Origin of the sequence: Paenarthrobacter sp. NPDC091711, from assembly GCF_044756605.1 — a bacterium.
In the GTDB taxonomy this organism is placed as follows: Bacteria; Actinomycetota; Actinomycetes; order Actinomycetales; family Micrococcaceae; genus Arthrobacter.
This window is the reverse complement of the sequence record NZ_JBIVTF010000001.1, coordinates 480976-498353: the sequence shown is the minus strand read 5'-3', so window position 1 is coordinate 498353 and position 17378 is coordinate 480976. Positions and strand designations below refer to the sequence as shown.

The window sequence follows — 17378 nt, the reverse complement described above, 5'->3', positions numbered from 1 at the left end:
TGAGGATCACTAATTCCCTGGTTTGCACACTGCTGCAGGCCCGGAATGTTGCGGAACTGCTTAGAATGAACCAAAGACAGGGAAGGCTGAAGCAGTGCTTAACGATGAGAATGTGGATTTATTTGATATCCGGCGGCTCGCCCTCCTGGTGGAGGTGGTGGAGCAGGGATCCATCACGGCCGCGGCTGACATCATGATGTATTCGCCCTCGGCTGTCTCGCAGCAGTTGCGTAAGTTGGAGCAGGAAGTGGGGCAACCCCTCCTCAACCGTCGGTCGCGCGGAGTTGTCCCCACGGAGGCGGGCCAGGTGCTGGCGGGTCACGCACGGAAGATCGTAGGTCAGATGCGTGCAGCGCGGTCCGACTTGGGCCAAATCGCCGGTTTGAACCGCGGCTCGTTGACCGTGGGCACGTTTCCCACGTTGGCCGGCTCATTTTTGCCGATGGTGATCCGCGCGTTCAAGAAGCGCTACCCGGCGATCGGTCTATCCGTGCGGAGCGCCCGCTTCGATGAGCTCGTATCGGACCTGGAGTCCGGAGTGACCGGACTGTGCCTGCTCTGGGACTACCCTTGGAACCGGTTCAACGATGAATCCATTCGCATCACTGAAGTCTTCCAGGAGAGCACTGTGATCCTGGTGGCCAAGGGGCACCCCCTGGCCGATCGTGACGAGGTGACCATGAAAGACCTCCGCAAGGAATCATGGATTGTCCGCGCGGAGGCCCATCCCGTGGTTGAGGTGCTTCAGCGATCAGCCCACGACGCCGGCTTTGAGCCGAACATCGGTTTTCTCGCCAACGATTACCAGGAGGCTCAAGCCATGGTGAGCGTCGGCATGGGTGTGGCGATGGTCCCCAAAACAGCAGTGGCCTTGCAACATCCGGACGTCAGGGTTCTAAGCCTCGGCGCTGATGCCCCGCTGCGTCGGGTTCTCCTGGCCCAGCGCCAGGACAAGGTGTACGCACCCGCCGAGGTCGCTTTCCATGCAACGCTTCTGGAAATTGCGCGGGAACGGGGCCGTGATTATCTGTGACGTGATGGGCTGCGTTGGAGAGTGCGAAGGTTTAATTTCGAAGCAGCCCAGGTGGAAGAATTGGAGACCACCCCGCGGATGAACGTCCCCTAGTCTCACCCCGACCAGAAACGGAATTGACATGAAAGACACTGATTTCCGGCCGAAGTTCATCTCTTTTGACATCTACGGCACGCTGATCAATTTCGACCTCGATCCCACCACCCGGAATTTGCTTGATGGACGTATCTCCGACGAGCAGTGGCCTGCGTTCAAGAAGCAGTTCCGGGGGTACCGTTTTGATGAGGTGCTTGGGGACTACAAGCCCTATGAGCAGATCCTCCAGGATTCTTTCGACCGGGTGTGCAAGCGCTGGGGCATCGGGCCCACCCAAGGTGCAGGTGCATCGTTCGCCGCCGCTGTCCGCAGCTGGGGTGCCCACCAGGACGTGCCGGCTCCGCTAAAGCTGATGGGCGAGAACTACAAGTTGGTTGCACTGTCCAACGCGGACACCAGCCACCTGGACATCAGCATCCCCGCGCTGGGCGCCGCCTTCCATGCGGTGATGACTGCTGAGCAGGCCCAGGCGTATAAGCCCAGGTATCAGGCCTTCGAATACATGCTGGACACCCTGAACGCCAAGCCGGAGGACTTCTTGCACGTTTCCTCCCACACCCGCTACGACATGCACCCCATGCACGATCTTGGATTCCGAAACCTCGTCCTGCTGGACCGTGGCTACGATCCCGTCACAGAGGGCTACGACTACACCACTGTTGAGTCGTTGGACCAGCTCAACAAGCACCTCGGGCTCTAAGCCTGCTACGAGGCGAAACATCATGACCATGGCTGAAGCCAAGCGAGCAATTGTGGCTGTCCTGTATCGGGACGCCTTGCCGCCCCGATTGGGCGAGATCGAGGAACTGGCCGAAGTCCGGCTGACAAAGGCCGATGGACTCGCCGAGGCGTTGGACGGAGCGGACGTGCTGTATCAATGGCATTCGTTTTCACCTGCGCTGCGCGCGAACTGGTCCGCAGCTTCGTCGCTCACGTGGGTGCATGTTTCTGCGGCCGGCGTCAGCGAGCTCCTCTTCGACGATCTGATTGACAGTGACATCGTGTACACGAACTCGCGGGGCGTCCTGAGCAGGGCGATTGCTGAGTTCGCGCTGGGGTTCGTCTTGGACATCGCGAAAGATGCGCAAGGCTCACTCAGGCTCCAGCAAGGCCGACGCTGGCAGCACCGGATCACCCGCAAGATCCAGGGCCAGCGGACCCTTGTGGTGGGGACAGGCTCCATCGGACGGGAAATCGCGTCCCTCTTCGGCGCCGTTGGTTTGCGTGTCAGCGGTGCGGCCCGCAGCAGCAGGCCAGGGGATGCGTACTTTGACGTGGTTCATTCGTCGAGGGATCTGGCCTTGGTGGTCCACGATTTCGACTACGTTGTGTTGGCCGCACCTCTCACCGACGACACTCAGGGCTTGGTGGATGCGGATGTCCTTTCAGCCATGAAGCCCACAGCACACCTGATCAATGTGGGTCGCGGGGGATTGGTTCAAACGGACGCGCTGGTAGACGCGCTCCGCTCAGGATCCATCGCCGGCGCAGCACTGGATGTGGTCCACCCGGAACCGTTGCCCGAAGAGCACCCACTGTGGGCAATGGGCAACGTCATCCTGACCCCTCACATGAGCGGTGACACCGAAGATTACCTTGAGGATCTGGACGGGGTGTTCGTGGACAATCTCCAGCGTTTCATCAGGGGGGAACGGCTGCTGAACATTGTGGACAAAAGGCTTGGGTTCGTCCCCGGGTCCTGATTCCAGGTTCCTTACAACGAGGCAGTGAAACCGGACACAATGTTACGGGTCCCCGGAGGGTCAATTTTCATACAGAAAGAGGTAAGGCTAACCTAAATAGTCTCCATTTTCCCCATGCCCACCCGTTCGGGCATAAAACGCAGGCGGTTCCCTTTGCGCACTCCCAGCCGATCCACGGCAGCCCTCGGGCTGGCAGCACTCCTCACTCTTTCCGGATGTGGGCTCAGCGGCGGCCAGCCTGCTTCCGCCGGGAAGGTGGCCGACACCAACCAGCGCATCGTGGTGGACAACTTCCGCGCACCCGTGGCCAACTGGGCCCCCGAGTCCGACGCCGCGTATATCCTGTCACTGTCCGGCTGCTTGGAGACCCTCACCAAGTACGATTCCGCCCAAGGGAAAGTGGTTCCATTCCTGGCCACCGAATGGAAGCAGGCCTCGCCGTTGGAATGGGACTTCACCATCCGTGAAGGCGTGAAATTCCAGGATGGCACCGATCTCACCGCAGAGGCTGTGGCCGACTCACTGAATCACGTTCTGGAGGCTAAAGTGCCCGCCCGGGCGTTCAGCCCGAGCGTCGTCAGTGCTGTGAAGGCCACCGATGCCAAGACTGTGCGTGTGACCACGCCTGTGGAGAATCCGCTGGTGCCGTTCCGGCTTGCGAGCGTAAACACCGGCATTCTCGCCCCGGCCGCCTACGGAGGTGCCACCGTTGATCCTTTCGGTCACTGCACGGGCCCCTTTACTCCGGTATCGGAGAAGGCGAAGCAGTCTCTGACGTTGGACCGCAACGAAAATTACTGGGGCGGAGAGGTTCAGCTTGCGGGTGCTGAGGTCCGCTTCATCACCAACGGCGCCACACGCGCTGCGCAGGTACAAACCGGCGAGGCTGATATTTCACTTTCCATCCCGGCCTCTGCGTTGTCCACTCTGCAAAGTGCCCCTGAGGTTTCCGTGCTGAAGGAAGACTCGCCACGCACGGCCACGCTGTATATGAACAACGGCCGGGCGCCTTTCAACAACGTCGATTTCCGCAAGGCCCTCCGCTCGGCCTTGGACCTTGAAGCGTTGGCTGCCAGCGTGTACGAGGGCGCCGCGCTTCCGGCTGCCGGCCCTTATGCACCTTCTGAACCGTGGGCGTCGAGCGATGCAATCCCACCCAAGCAGAACGTTGAGGAAGCGAAGAAGCTCCTCGCTGCCGCCGGCTACACGGCCGCCAAGCCGTTGGAAATCATCGCGATTGTTGAAAGGGCCGAGTTCGCCGACGTCGCAACCGTTATTCAGGACAATCTCAAGAACATCGGTGTACCCGTGACGATTCAGGCCAAGGAATACGCCTCCGCGGAACCCGATGTTCTGGCGGGCAACTACGACATGATCCTGAGCCAGCGCAACCGGCTCATCGACATCGCTGATCCCATTGGCTTCTTGACTGCCGACTACACGTGCAAGGGCTCTTACAACCTCAGCCATTTCTGCAACGAAGAGTATGACGCGATCATCGCCGAAGCTGCCCGCACTTCCAATACCGAGGAACGCTACAAGCTGTATGCCAAAGCCGGACAACTGCTGAACGACCAGGCAGTCAACCTTTGGCTGGTCAACGAACAAGCCACCGACGCCGTCCGCAGCAACGTCCTCTCCTACGTTCAGGATCCGCTGGCCCGTTACGTCCTGACGGCACAAACGGCCAAGTCCGGCTCCTAGCAACCAAACAGCGAGCCTACAGACAAACCGGCATGATCACGTTCCTTACGAAGCGGACGGCGGCCCTAGTGGTCGCCGTCCTGTTGTCGTCTTTCGCTGTCTTCCTGATCCCTTATGTGACCCCGGGCGATCCTGTCCGGAAGATCATCCGCTCCCGCGTCGCCGGGGATGTGGTGGATGACGCGACTGTTCAGGCTTTGGGCGAGAGCCTTGGACTCAACGATCCCCTCCCCGTGCAATACCTGCGATGGCTGGGAGACTTCTTCACCGGGGACATGGGGTTGTCCCATATCAGCCGGACACCCGTGGTTGATCAAGTGATGCCGGCTTTGGGCATCACGCTGAGCCTGGTGATCGTCGCGCTGGGCACTGCCGTAGTGGTGTCTTTGCCTTTGGGGATTGTTGCGGCGCTTAAACAAGGAAGTAGAACGGACAAGGTGATCACCACGGTCACGCAGTCCTTTATCGCGATGCCTGAATACTGGCTTGCGCCTCTGCTGGTTCTGCTGTTTGCCCTCAAGTTGTCCCTGCTGCCCTCTGCGGGATGGAACACAGCGTCCTCCATCGTGCTGCCGGCGGCAACACTGGCGCTGCGGCCCATCAGCTTCTTCACCTCCGCCGTGCGGTCAGGAATGATCGATGCCCTCGACGCCGAACACCTCTCCGCCGCGCGCGCCCGGGGTTTGAGCCACGTTCAGACAGTCATCAGGCATGTTGTGCCGAACGGCCTGGTGCCATTGTCCACACTGTTTGCGGTGTGGTTTGCGGGTCTGCTGGGAGGTTCGGTGATTGTGGAGGTGATCTTCGCAATTCCGGGAATGGGCAGGCTCCTGTTCGACGCCGTGGTCAACAGCGACATCCCGTTAGCCCAGGGCGGTGTGGTGGTAGTGGTGGCACTGGCAGTCGCGATCACCACTCTTGCTGATTTCCTGCATCGGATCCTGAGTCCGAAAGTGAGTGGCGCCCTTGCGTAACCGTTCAGCGATCGACGCTGCCGCCGTCGTGATTCTCGTGCTTATTGTCGGTGCTGTGGCTGCCGCACCGTGGCTGTCGCCGTTCCCTCCGGATGATCAGAACCTCGCCGCACGGCTTGCACCTCCCAGCGCTACGCACTGGCTGGGAACGGACCACCTTGGGCGGGACACGCTGAGCAGACTGCTCGACGGCGGCCGCTTCTCTTTGATGGTTGCCTTACTGGCCACCGTGCTCACCGGCATCATTGGTTTGGTGATAGGTGTCCTCAGTGCCCGCCGCAAGGGATGGCTTGATGAGCTGTTCACACGCACCAATGACGTCTTGCTGGCGTTGCCCGAAATGGTGGTGGCCTTGTTCATTGTGGCTGCCATGGGCACAGGCTTCACATCACTGCTGGTGGCCCTGACCGTGACAGGGTGGACGCCGTTTGCCCGGCTGGCCCGGACACTGGCCTACGACATCTCGGCACGCGGCTTCGTCGAAGCAGCACGGGTGGTGGGTTGTTCGCCGTCGTTCATTGTCTTTCGCCACATCCTTCCGCATCTGGCCGCGCCAATGCTGGGGCAGGCGACGCTGCGCTTCGGCCAGCTCCTGATCAGCGTAGGCGCCCTGTCCTATCTGGGGCTCGGCGTCCAACCGCCGCAATCAGACTGGGGTTCCATGCTGGCGGCAGCGCAACCCTACGCAGAAAGGGCGCCGTGGGGGATCATCGCTCCCGGACTCGCTGTGTTCCTGGTTGCTCTATGCGTGACATTGATCGGTCAACGGGCATCGCGCCGGGCCTCGGATCCGGTGGACGTCCTGGTAGTGGAGGGCCAGCATGCCTGATCTGGTAGTTGAGGATCTGACAGTCCACAGCACGGTGACGGGACGCCCCATCCTCGATGGTGTCAGCCTCGCAGTGAAACCCAGCGAGTTCGTGGCTCTCGTGGGAGGTTCTGGTTCGGGGAAGACCATGACCGCGCGGTCGGTCCTGCAACTACTTCCTCAGCCGTTGAGGATTCAGTCCGGCTCCGTCCGGCTCGGCTCCCTCAATGTCACAGGGGCATCGGAATCAGAGTTGAACCGCATCCGGGGTGGCCGGCTGGGAATGCTGTTTCAGCAGCCAAAAAAGATGTTCAACCCCAATAGAAACATCGGGGCCCACCTCCGGGAACCCCTCAAACTCCATGCCGGCATGCGCGGCCACGCGGCGAAGGCGAAAGTGCTCGAATTGTTGGCCGAGGTGGGCTTCGAGGATCCGGAGAGGGGCGCAAGCTCTTATCCGCATCAGCTTTCCGGCGGCATGGCGCAACGAGCCATGACGGCCATGGCCCTGGCTGGCCAGCCCGAGATCCTTCTGGCGGACGAGCCAACGTCCGCCCTGGATAAAGTTCTGGAGCAACAAATCCTGGAGCTGTTGGACCGGCAGCGGATCCAGCGCGGCCTGGGAATCCTCTACATCACCCATAACCTTGCCTCAGTCGCTGCCTTTGCGGACAGAGTGCTGGTCATGGATGCCGGCGTGATCGTTGAATCCGGCACCACCGAGACGGTCCTGGGACGGCCCCAGACGGAGTACACCCGCAGGCTCCTTGAAGCGTCCAACCTCGCTCCCACGGGAATCGCGGCGCCACCCACCCACCAGCACAGCGCCCTGACGCTGACAAACGTGGTCAAACAGTTCGGATCCGGGAGGCGCCGTGGGAGACCGGCCTTGGACTCGATCTCCCTGGACGTCAAACAGGGCGAAATTCTGGGTGTCCTGGGTCAGTCAGGATCAGGGAAGAGCACGCTCGCCCGGGCCATTGTTGGGCTGGAGGGCATCAGCAGCGGAACCATCAGCAGGACTCTTGTGGGCGGTAGTGCAGGCCCCACCGCCGTGCAGCTGGTGTTCCAGGAACCCCACGATTCCTTTGACCCACGTATGACGCTCCGCGCAAGCCTCGAAGCACCGCTTCGGTCGAAAACAGAACTCACACCAGGGGAACGCTCCCGCAGAGTCACCGCCGCCATGGAAGAGGTGGAGCTGGATCCCGCCCTCTTGGACCGGCGCCCGGGTCAATGCTCGGGAGGGCAATTACAGCGGGTCACCATTGCCCGCGCGTTGCTCTTGGAGCCCGAAGTACTCATCTGTGATGAAGCAACGTCCGCTCTGGACGCTCTGACCCAACGGACTATTCTTGAGCTGTTGCAGCGTCTTCACCGGGACCGCGCTTTGACGCTGATGATCATCACCCATGACATGGACGTGGTGAGGCACATGTGCCAGCGAGTGGCAGTCCTCTACCAAGGACGACTTGTGGAGCTCGCTGACACGGACAGGTTCTTTACGGATCCGCAGCATCACCACAGCCAAGCCCTCGTTTCGGCAGCCATCCCATGCCGGGGCCTGCACCTGAAGAAGATCAGGGCGGCTCTTTAGCTGTACTGACCGGGTTCGCCGTGGCGGCTACGGTCCTTGATCCGGACACTCGGTTCACATCAGACTTGAACCACCCGAGGACAATCATGATGCAGGGAGTTGGAGTGCCATGCCCAAGACCGGAAAGAATGATCACGCCCGCAAGGACGAGCTGCCGTCAACACTGCAGCGCTCGGAACAGAAAGCCCAGGATACTTTTGCCAAGACCTACGACTCGGCAATGGAGACGTACGACGACGATTCGAGCCGTGCAGCCCGGACAGCTTTCGCGGCCCTGAAGCACAGTTACGAGAAGGTGGGTGACCACTGGGAACCCAAAGAGGAGCGAGGACCTTCCGATGAGCACGCGGAGGAAGGAGCGGACTCCACCAAGCCCACGGCCGGGGGAGTGGATGCCAACGCTTCCAAGGAGCACCTCTACCAGCGGGCAAAGGAAATGGATATCAAAGGTCGTTCAACAATGGACAAGAAGGAGCTGGTGGAAGCGCTGCAGAAGGCCAACGACGCAGCTACCCGGAAGGCGCGTGAAGGTTAGCCCCCATAGTCCCGGACAAGTCTTGAGTCGGTCCGGGCTGCGCCAAATATGCAGGAACGGGTCCGCACCGGCATAGTTAACGTCTTGGGGTTGCACTTTATGGGTACAGTCACCGCATAAAGGCAGGACAGAAACGAACAGGGGCTTAACTTGGCAGGGAATGCGACCTTCCGGCACAGCAACACCGCGCTGCTCTCGGTGAGCAGCGTAGAGGCTCCGAGGATAGTGAGCTCCACGGATTTCGACCGGAGATTGGCTTCGACCTTGCAGCGGCTGAAGTTTCCACCACGATTGCTTGAACGCGTAGCGGGCATCACTCACCGCCGCTGGTGGGCCGCGGGGACGTCCTTCGATGATGCTGCTGTGGAGGCGGGCGCCAAAGCCTTGGCCGAGGCCGGCGTCGAAGCTTCAGAAATCGGCTTGTTGATCAACACGTCGGTGACGAGGCGCAACCTCGAACCCTCCGTGGCGGTCAAGATCCACCACGAGCTCGGCCTGCCGTCCTCGGCCATGAACTTTGACTTGGCGAATGCCTGTCTCGGGTTCGTGAACGGCTTGATCCTGGCGGCCAACATGATTGACTCGGGGCAGATCAAGTATGCGGTGATCGTCAACGGAGAAGACGCTCAGGGCACGCAGGAAGCCACTCTGGCGCGGCTCCAGCGTCCTGAAACCACCCGTGAAGACTTCAACCGCGAATTTGCCACACTGACGCTGGGATCGGGGGCTGCCGCAGCGGTTCTGGGTCCAGTTAATGAGCACCCGGGGGCCCACCGGCTTGTGGGAGGCGTCATGCGCGCCGGCACGGAACATCACGAACTTTGTGTTGGAGGCATCGATGGCATGTCCACCGACACCAAAGGACTGCTCGACGGCGGCCTGCAGCTAGTGGTGGATGCCTGGCACGAGGCCCAGCCTGAGTGGGATTGGGCCAGCATGGACCGCTATGTCACTCATCAAGTCAGCAACGCCTATACCCAGGCCATCATCAACGCCATAGATCTGGACCCGGACAAGGTCCCCATCACATTCCCGCACTGGGGCAATGTGGGTCCCGCATCGCTTCCCATGACGCTCGCGGCGCAGGCGCAGTCATTGACCTCGGGCGACCGGGTCCTGTGCATGGGTGTTGGTTCCGGACTGAACGCAGGAATGGTGGAAATCGTTTGGTAGCCGCCAATTGGCCTGGCGTGGATCCGGAATGGTCCCGGACAATCCGGGTAAAGTCCACGTCGTCGGTGGACGCGCCCGGCGCCGTGCGACGCTGGCATGTGCTGGATAACGCCGCCCAGCTCAAACGCCGCGGCCTGACTCCGAGGGGTACCTTGCTGTGCGTGCACGGCAACCCTACGTGGTCCTATCTGTGGCGAACGCTGCTGAGCGCGGGAGCAGACCCGGCGCATCCGTGGCGGGTTGTGGCCGTGGACCAGCTGGACATGGGCTATTCAGAACGCACGGGCACGTTCCGGCGCCTGGCTGACCGGGTCACCGATCTCGGCGACCTCACGGACGCCCTGGGCTTGGAGGGGCCAGTGGTTACGGTCGGCCACGACTGGGGTGGAGTGATCAGCTCAGGATGGGCCCTGAAGCACCCGCAGCTCCTCGCGGGCGTGGTGCTGACCAACACCGCCGTCTACCACCCCTCGGACTCGCCACTCCCTCCGGCCCTCCGGCTCGCGTTGCACCCCGCCGTGCACCGGTGGGGCACTACGACGTCGGACGCCTTCCTGCGTGTGACACATTCTTTGGCCAACCCGCCGCTGCCGGCAGATGTGAGGAGGGCTTTCATGGCCCCCTACCGCGGCGCCGGCCGCCGGGCCGGGGTGGGAAATTTCGTTGCGGACATTCCCGCCAATGCTTCCCACCCCAGCTTTCCCGGGCTCACACATGTTGCGGACGGCCTGCGCGGTCTGAGAGTTCCAGTCCTGATGCTCTGGGGTCCGAAGGATCCGATCTTCTCCGACCGATACCTCAAAGACCTCATCAGCCGGGTTCCCCACGCGGATGTGCATCGATTCGAAGGTGCCGGACATCTCGTGGCGGAAGACCGGGATATTGCCGCGCCGGTCTTTGATTGGCTTGCTGTGCACGGCACTGAAATCAGTGGGAATGCCATCAGCGGCGATGCCTCCCGGTTGGCCGGAGCTACCGGCGAGCCACTGCCTAAGAAGCCTGCCGAGGAAGAGAAGACTAAATTCCGGCCACTCTGGGACGCACTCGCCGAACTGGCCATGGGACCAGCCAAGGAAGAGATCGCTGTAGCTGAAATGGCGCCCGACGGCACCGTGAGTGGTTCACTCAACTGGCGCCAGCTGGAGGAGCGCATTCTGGATCTGGCGGAGGGATTACGGGAAGCCGGCGTGGGCCACGGCAGCCGCGTCAACTTGATGGTTCCGCCCGGAACCGATCTGACCGTGGCGCTTTACGCCTGCCTGAGGCTTGGCGCGGTTGTAGTTGTGGCCGACGCCGGACTCGGGACCAAAGGCATGAGCCGCGCCGTCAAGGGCGCTACGGCCGACTTCCTGATCGGCATCGACAAGGCACTGGCGGCCGCCACGGTGCTTGGGTGGCCGGGACGCCGGATCAGCGTTCAGGATCTCCCCACAGCCCGCCGTCGAGTCCTGGGGGTTGAGACCTCGCTCCATGCGCTGGCAAAGAGCGGCGCAAGGAGCCTCGTCGCACACGGGAGCGCCGGGCGTCAGCAAGACTCTCAGTTAGTCATAGTGGACCCTGACGCGCCGTCCGCCGTGCTTTTTACCTCCGGCTCCACCGGTCCGGCCAAGGGCGTCCTCTACACACACCGGCAGCTTGCTGCGATGAGGGACACGGTTGCCGCTACTTTCGGGATCCGTTCCGGTGCCAGGCTTGTGGCGGGCTTCGCGCCGTTCGCTTTGCTGGGTCCGGCGCTGGGAGCCGTTTCGGTGACCCCTGCCATGGACGTCACTGCCCCCGGCACGTTAACGGCCCGAGCCCTGGCAGACGCGGTAACTGCCATTGACGCCAGCGTGGTCTTCGCTTCGCCTGCGGCATTGCGTAACGTCGTCGCCACCCGTGATGACCTCAGCGGGGCACTATTGCAGGCTCTAGGCAACGTGGAGCTGCTTCTGTCCGCCGGCGCGCCCGTCCCCGAGCCCCTCCTTGCGGAGGTGCAGCGGTTGATGCCGCAAGCTTCGTTGCATACGCCCTACGGGATGACCGAGGCGTTGCCGGTCACTGACATCAGCTTTGAGGAGATCCAGGCGGCTGGCGCCGATGCGGCTGCCGGGACTGTCCTTGGAGCCGGCAACGGGGTCTGCGTGGGCATGCCGGTGCATGGTGCCCGGGTGTCGATCGTCGCGCTGGCGGCAGATGGAACAGCACCAGGAGAGAACCTTCTGACCGAGGCTGGGGTGACTGGGGGGATAGCTGGGGTGACTGGGGAGATATTGGTCAGCGCCCCGCACGTCAAAGAAGCTTATGACAGGCTCTGGCTGACCGAACAAGAGAGTGCCGGTCTGACCGGATGGCACCGAACGGGCGATGTTGGCCACTTCGACGCCGCTGGCCGCCTGTGGGTGGAGGGCCGTCTTGCCCACGTCGTGACAGCACCCGGGGCAGTAGTGACTCCCGTTGGTGCCGAGCAGTGCATCGAACGCCTGGACGCCGTGAGGCTGGCTGCCATTGCCGGCGTAGGACCGTCAGGGACGCAAGCTGTGGTGGCCGTCGTCGAGACCGTGCCTCCTGTCCCTAAAGCCGGTCCCGCAGCGCCGCAACTCGCTGGGCATGTCCGACGAGCGGCCTCCGAGGCCGGCGTCCATGTCAGCGCCGTGCTCGTAGTCCCCGCACAGCCCACCGATGTCAGGCATAACGCCAAGATCGACAGGACGCGACTTGCGCGGTGGGCTTCAAAGGTGCTGGCCGGCGGCCGCCCGGGCAAGCCATGAGGGTCCTCGTCACGGGGGCAAGCGGGCTCCTCGGAGGGGACGTTGCGCGGCAACTGGTCCGTCAAGGGCATAACGTGGCCACGTTCCAGCGCCGCCCGTCGGGGGTTGACGGCGTGGAGGACTTCCGCGGCTCCATCAACGATGACGCGGCTCTCCGCCGGGCATTGGCCGGCGCAGAGGGAATCATTCACCTCGCAGCCAAAGTGTCCATCACCGGCCGCGCCGAGGAGTTTGACGCTGTCAATGTGGAAGGAACCCGCCAACTACTGCACCTGGCCCGCCAGGTTGGGGTGCGGGACGTGGTGTTTGTCTCCTCACCGTCTGTGGCCCATTCCGGCGCGGCCATCATGGGGCAGGGTGCGGAGCAGGCTGACCCGCGGCATACGCGCGGACACTATGCCCGCACCAAGGCAGAGGCTGAGTTGCTTGCCCTCGCCGCGGACCGTCCCGATTTCCGGGTGGCAGCAGTGCGCCCCCATATTGTGTGGGGACCGGGAGATACCCAGCTGGTTGAACGCGTCCTGGCGCGCGCCAGCCGCAGCCGGCTTCCCCTGCTCGATTCCGGCGCCGCCCTGATCGACACAACCTATGTGGACAATGCCGCCTCGGCTATCGTCGCGGCGCTGCACCGTATGGAGCAGGTCCACGGCAAGGCCCTGGTGGTGAGCAATGGCGAGCCCCGGCCGATCGGCGAGCTGTTGGCGGGCATTTGCGCAGCGGGTGGCGTGGCCCCGCCGTCGTGGTCTGTACCGGGTGGACTGGCACGAACAGTGGGAGCAGCTGTGGAAAGGCTGTGGACCTGGGCAGGACAAAAAGATGAGCCGCCTATGACGCGGTTCCTCGCTGAGCAGCTGTCCACCGCCCATTGGTTCGACCAACGATTGACCCGTGAACTCCTCAACTGGACACCTGCTGTGTCCATTGATGAGGGACTGGCCAGGCTGGCCGAGCATTACGGTTCACGGACTTCGCGGACCGGGGAATAAGGGCAACGTCACTAAAGCAGTGCCGGCTTTTCGCCGGACAGTGTTGCCAAACCCGCACCTCAGGATCAAAGTGAGATAAATCAGATCACTTACACGGTTCGAAGGACCGTGTATTGGCCGGGGGTGGACCATGAGCACCACGTCAGACAACGCATTGGAAGCAACGCCTTCAGGTGAGGAGCCAGAGCTTAAACGCGTGCTGGGACCCAAACTGCTCCTTCTCTTCATTGTGGGGGACATTCTGGGGGCCGGGGTCTACGCGGTCACGGGCACCATGGCAGGGACAGTCGGTGGCATCGTCTGGTTGCCGTTCCTGCTCGCCTTTGTTGTGGCCACCCTCACCGCGTTTTCCTACCTCGAATTGGTGACCCAGTACCCCCAAGCTGCTGGAGCGGCGCTCTACACGCACAAGGCCTTCGGGATCCATTTCGTCACCTTCCTCGTGGCGTTCGCCGTTGTTTGCTCCGGCATCACCAGTGCCTCAACATCTGCCAACGTCCTTGCCCAGAACTTCTTTGGTGGCTTGGAAGTCAACGGCTGGATGGACGTGCCGGACCGCGGCGTGATCACAGCGGTAGCCTTGGGCTTCATGCTGCTGCTGGCGGCGATCAACCTGCGTGGAGTTGGAGAGAGCGTGAAGTTCAACGTCATTCTCACAGCAGTGGAGGTCATCGCCCTCTGCGTCGTGATCGGGGTCGGCTTCTTCGTCATGGCGCAGGGAACCGGCAACGTCCAGGAAATCTTCGTGTTCACCGACTACCAGGACAAGGGTCTGTTCCTGGCCGTTACCGCAGCCACCTCCATTGCCTTTTTCGCCATGGTTGGTTTCGAGGACTCCGTCAACATGGTTGAAGAAACCAGGAACCCGGAGCGGATTTTTCCCCGCACCATGCTGACTGGCCTTGGCATCGCAGTGATCCTCTACATGCTGGTTGCTGTGTCCGTGGTCAGTGTGCTCACTCCTGCGGAGCTTGGGCAGATCAGGGAGGCCGAAGGTGCGGCACTCCTTGAAGTGGTGCACAAAGGCTCTCCCGACTTTCCCATCGACAAGATCTTTCCTTTCCTCGCCGTCTTCGCCGTAGCCAACACAGCATTGATCAACATGTTGATGGCCAGCCGGCTGATTTATGGCATGGCACGCCAGCACGTTCTGCCGCGGTCCTTGGGAAAGGTCTTGCCGGGCCGCAGGTCACCATGGGCCGGAATCGTGTTTTCCACCGTTCTTGCCCTGGGACTGATCTGGTACGTCAGCAGCGACCCCTCAAGCAACATCGTGGCGAATCTTTCCGGAACCACGGCCTTTCTCCTGCTGTGCGTTTTCACACTGGTCAACGTGGCATGCGTCGTTCTCCGCCGAAAGCGGGATCCTCACCGGAAAGTGTTCTTCACCTCTCCAGGACAACTCCCATTGGTTGCCGCTGTGCTCTGCGCTTTTCTCGCTGGTCCCTGGGTGGGCAGGAACCCCGTCCAGTACCAAGTGGCCGGCGGCCTCATGGCCATCGGCCTGGTGCTGTGGTTCATCACCTGGCTCATTACCAGGAAGAGCAACGGCGGCGGTGGAGAACCGGCGGTTGCCAGCGCGGACGCTGACACGAACAGCCAAAGATCACAGCAGCCACCGCAGGACTAACCCGGATTCACGTCAGGGAGTCGAAATCTCCCCGCGTCCATGCTGCATGCCGCTGGGCAGAGTCCTGCAGAATGGTTTTCGCTCCGGCGGCTATCACGTTGTTGAAGTTGCCGTAGATGCGATCGAACTCCAGCTCTTCCAGCTGGGCGGCGATGCGCAACGCCACAGCTCCTGACAGTGGCAAACGATTGGGATAGCTGCGCATGAACGCAACCGTGCGCCGGTCAGGATTGGGAAAGACGCTGTCGCCGGTCAGCAGTACCCCTTTGCCGCCCGCTCCGGTTGCCCAGTGAGCCACCGCGCTTCCCGGAAAGTGACCGCCGGTCTGATGCAGGGCCAGCCCCTCGGCAATTGTCATACTGCCGGACCAAGAGGCGACGCTTGGGTCACTGCGGCCAAGCCAGTGTCGATCCGCCTCGGCCACCAGGACAGGGACGTTTCCAAGGCGCCGCGACCATTCCACCTGCACACCAAACATATGTGGATGGCTGGCCGCGATCGCCACAACGGGACCATGCTCAAGGACCGATTTCACTGCCTTGTCATCGATGTAACCCACAGGGTCCCACAGCAGTGAGCCGTGGGGCGTCACCACAAGCTGGGCAGTTTGGCCAATACCGACCTTGGGCTCTGTCCTGATCCCGATGAGTCCGGGTTCATTTTCCTCCATCACCGTCTGCTGGCCGGCCCGCTCCAGCTCGTCCAAGGTGAGCCATTGCTGTCCGTCCTCGGGCACGTACTGCCGTTCGTCGGCGCAGATCGGACAGAGATCGGGCACGGGTTCATCGCGTTCTACGGCGCAGGTAGCGCAGATCAGCATCGGACGTCCTTCCACAGCACGTTATTCCGCTTGCTCCGCCGGGTGACCACAAATGATCATCATGCTTACTATTGTGGAGCAGTCGAAGTTGGAGAGGGACACCACACTAGGAGCGGACATGGCACTGAGCAAGGGAACACGCGTGGAGTGGAACACCCCGCAGGGTAAGACGCACGGAAAAATCGTGGAAAAGAAGACCAGCAACTTTGAACTGGACGGAAACAAGCACGTTGCCAGTGAGGACGAGCCGCAGTACGTGGTGGAATCAGCGAAAACCGGCGCCAGGGCAGCGCACAAGGGCTCCGCGTTGACTGAGAAGAGCTAGCGGCATGGAAAGCGTCCACGAGGTTGCCATCATCGGCGGTGGCAATGCAGGCGTGTCCCTGGCCGCCCGGTTGAAGCGGTACGGGGTCAAGGACATCGCCCTGATCGAGCCCAAAGAACACCACCTCTACCAGCCCCTGTTCTCGCATATAGCCGGTGGTCGGGCGGAAGTCAAAGAAGCTGTCCGGAGCCAGAAGTCCGTAACCCCAAAGGGTGTGGAGTGGATCAAGGACAAAGCCGTAAACGTGGATGCGAAGTCCAACTCGGTGACACTGGCGTCCGGTTCCACGGTGACCTACCAATACCTTGTTGTGTGCCCCGGGCTGCAGTACAACTGGGACGTCGTGCCGGGGTTGGCTGAGGCAGTGCACTCACCGTACGGTTCCTCTCACTACGAGTTTGAGCTTGCGCCCAAGCTCTGGACGCTCTTGAGCTCCATGACGTCCGGCACTGTCATCTTCACCATGCCCGCTGGGCCTGTAAAGTGCGCCGGAGCGAGCCAGAAACCGATGTACCTGGCCTGCGATTATTGGAGGGAACGGGGCGTCCTGGAGAATATCCGGGTTGTCATGGTCCAGCCGTACCCCACAGTCTTCGGCGTTCCCGAGGTGGACGTTGAGCTTGACCGCAAGATCGCCGAGTACGGCATTGAACTTCGGACTAACAGCGAACTCGTGGCAGTGGATCCTGCGCATCGTGTGGCCACTATCCGCAATATTGCGGATCACACCTCAGAGGAGCTGCCGTACGACGTCCTCAACGCCGTTCCGCCCCAGTCGGCGCCGGACTGGCTCAAGGCCACGGATTTACCTGCTAACGAAGACCAGTACGGCTTCGTGGAGGTGGACACCGAGACTTTGCAGCATCCCAGGTACCCCAATGTCTGGTCTCTGGGCGACGCCGCAGGTACCTCCAACTCGAAGGCCGGCGGGGCGCTCCGCCAGCAGACCAAGGTTCTGGCGAAGAACCTGCTCTCGGCCCGGAAAGGTGAACCTCTCCGCGCGAAGTACAACGGATACTCCGTCTGTCCGTTCACCGTTTCGCGGAACACTGTGGTCTTTGCCGAGTTCGATGATGGTTACAAACCCCTGCCAACCATCCCTAAAGTGCCTACCTGGAAGGAAAGCCGGTTCGCCTGGTGGGTGGACCGCGATATGTTCCCGCAGGTTTACTGGCACCTGATCCTTAAAGGCCGGGCGTAGAGACGCCAAGAGACCGGTCAGGCCACTAGGCCCGGCCGGTCTC

Annotated in this window: 15 protein-coding genes; 14 read left to right on the top strand and 1 reads right to left on the bottom strand. The window is 61.8% G+C overall.

The window, feature by feature from the left end; all coding sequences use genetic code 11:
- Positions 1-94 precede the first annotated feature (94 nt).
- The 12 genes from ACIQH5_RS02295 to ACIQH5_RS02240 all read left to right on the top strand — a co-directional run bounded on the left by ACIQH5_RS02295 (position 95) and on the right by ACIQH5_RS02240 (position 14989).
- Positions 95-1033, top strand: coding sequence for a LysR substrate-binding domain-containing protein (locus tag ACIQH5_RS02295; RefSeq protein WP_400399907.1), 939 nt, complete (start codon positions 95-97; stop codon positions 1031-1033).
- A 121-nt stretch (positions 1034-1154) separates the two neighbouring features.
- Positions 1155-1829: a haloacid dehalogenase type II gene (locus ACIQH5_RS02290; RefSeq protein WP_400399905.1), complete on the top strand. Its 675-nt coding sequence runs from the start codon at positions 1155-1157 to the stop codon at positions 1827-1829.
- Positions 1830-1851: 22 nt separating this feature from the next.
- Entirely contained in the window at positions 1852-2832 is a 981-nt protein-coding gene (locus tag ACIQH5_RS02285; protein WP_400399903.1) for a D-2-hydroxyacid dehydrogenase, read from the top strand.
- Between the two features lie 114 nt (positions 2833-2946).
- The gene (locus ACIQH5_RS02280) at positions 2947-4536 is read left to right on the top strand and encodes an ABC transporter substrate-binding protein (protein WP_400399901.1); all 1590 of its coding nucleotides are present in this window, start codon (positions 2947-2949) and stop codon (positions 4534-4536) included.
- 32 nt (positions 4537-4568) lie between these two features.
- Positions 4569-5510: an ABC transporter permease gene (locus tag ACIQH5_RS02275; protein WP_400399899.1), complete on the top strand. Its 942-nt coding sequence runs from the start codon at positions 4569-4571 to the stop codon at positions 5508-5510.
- Positions 5494-6339, top strand: a complete 846-nt coding sequence (locus tag ACIQH5_RS02270; protein ID WP_400399897.1) for an ABC transporter permease — start codon at positions 5494-5496, stop codon at positions 6337-6339. Before ACIQH5_RS02275 ends, ACIQH5_RS02270 begins: the two co-directional genes overlap by 17 nt.
- On the top strand, positions 6332-7915 hold the full coding sequence (locus tag ACIQH5_RS02265) for an ATP-binding cassette domain-containing protein (protein ID WP_400399895.1): 1584 nt from the start codon (positions 6332-6334) through the stop codon (positions 7913-7915). Before ACIQH5_RS02270 ends, ACIQH5_RS02265 begins: the two co-directional genes overlap by 8 nt.
- 109 nt (positions 7916-8024) lie before the next feature.
- Positions 8025-8450: a ChaB family protein gene (locus ACIQH5_RS02260; protein WP_400399893.1), complete on the top strand. Its 426-nt coding sequence runs from the start codon at positions 8025-8027 to the stop codon at positions 8448-8450.
- Between the two features lie 150 nt (positions 8451-8600).
- The gene (locus tag ACIQH5_RS02255) at positions 8601-9623 is read left to right on the top strand and encodes a 3-oxoacyl-ACP synthase III (RefSeq protein ID WP_400399891.1); all 1023 of its coding nucleotides are present in this window, start codon (positions 8601-8603) and stop codon (positions 9621-9623) included.
- A complete protein-coding gene (locus ACIQH5_RS02250; RefSeq protein WP_400399889.1) occupies positions 9617-12373 on the top strand; it encodes an alpha/beta fold hydrolase in 2757 nt (918 codons plus the stop codon). Before ACIQH5_RS02255 ends, ACIQH5_RS02250 begins: the two co-directional genes overlap by 7 nt.
- Positions 12370-13359, top strand: coding sequence for an NAD-dependent epimerase/dehydratase family protein (locus tag ACIQH5_RS02245; protein WP_400399887.1), 990 nt, complete (start codon positions 12370-12372; stop codon positions 13357-13359). Before ACIQH5_RS02250 ends, ACIQH5_RS02245 begins: the two co-directional genes overlap by 4 nt.
- A gap of 130 nt (positions 13360-13489) precedes the next feature.
- The gene (locus ACIQH5_RS02240) at positions 13490-14989 is read left to right on the top strand and encodes an APC family permease (RefSeq protein ID WP_400399885.1); all 1500 of its coding nucleotides are present in this window, start codon (positions 13490-13492) and stop codon (positions 14987-14989) included.
- Positions 14990-14996: 7 nt separating this feature from the next.
- On the opposite strand, the gene ACIQH5_RS02235 is transcribed toward ACIQH5_RS02240, so the two are convergent.
- Complete coding sequence (locus ACIQH5_RS02235; protein ID WP_400399883.1) at positions 14997-15809, bottom strand: hydrolase; 813 nt, start codon at positions 15807-15809, stop codon at positions 14997-14999.
- Positions 15810-15927: 118 nt separating this feature from the next.
- Here ACIQH5_RS02235 and ACIQH5_RS02230 point away from each other — a divergent pair, with 118 nt between their 5' ends.
- Both ACIQH5_RS02230 and ACIQH5_RS02225 read left to right on the top strand, forming a co-directional pair.
- Positions 15928-16134 carry a DUF2945 domain-containing protein gene (locus tag ACIQH5_RS02230; protein WP_024820913.1) on the top strand — a complete coding sequence of 69 codons (207 nt, stop codon included), beginning with the start codon at positions 15928-15930 and terminating at the stop codon, positions 16132-16134.
- 4 nt (positions 16135-16138) lie between these two features.
- Positions 16139-17335, top strand: a complete 1197-nt coding sequence (locus ACIQH5_RS02225) for an NAD(P)/FAD-dependent oxidoreductase (RefSeq protein ID WP_400399881.1) — start codon at positions 16139-16141, stop codon at positions 17333-17335.
- The last annotated feature ends 43 nt before the right edge of the window (positions 17336-17378 follow it).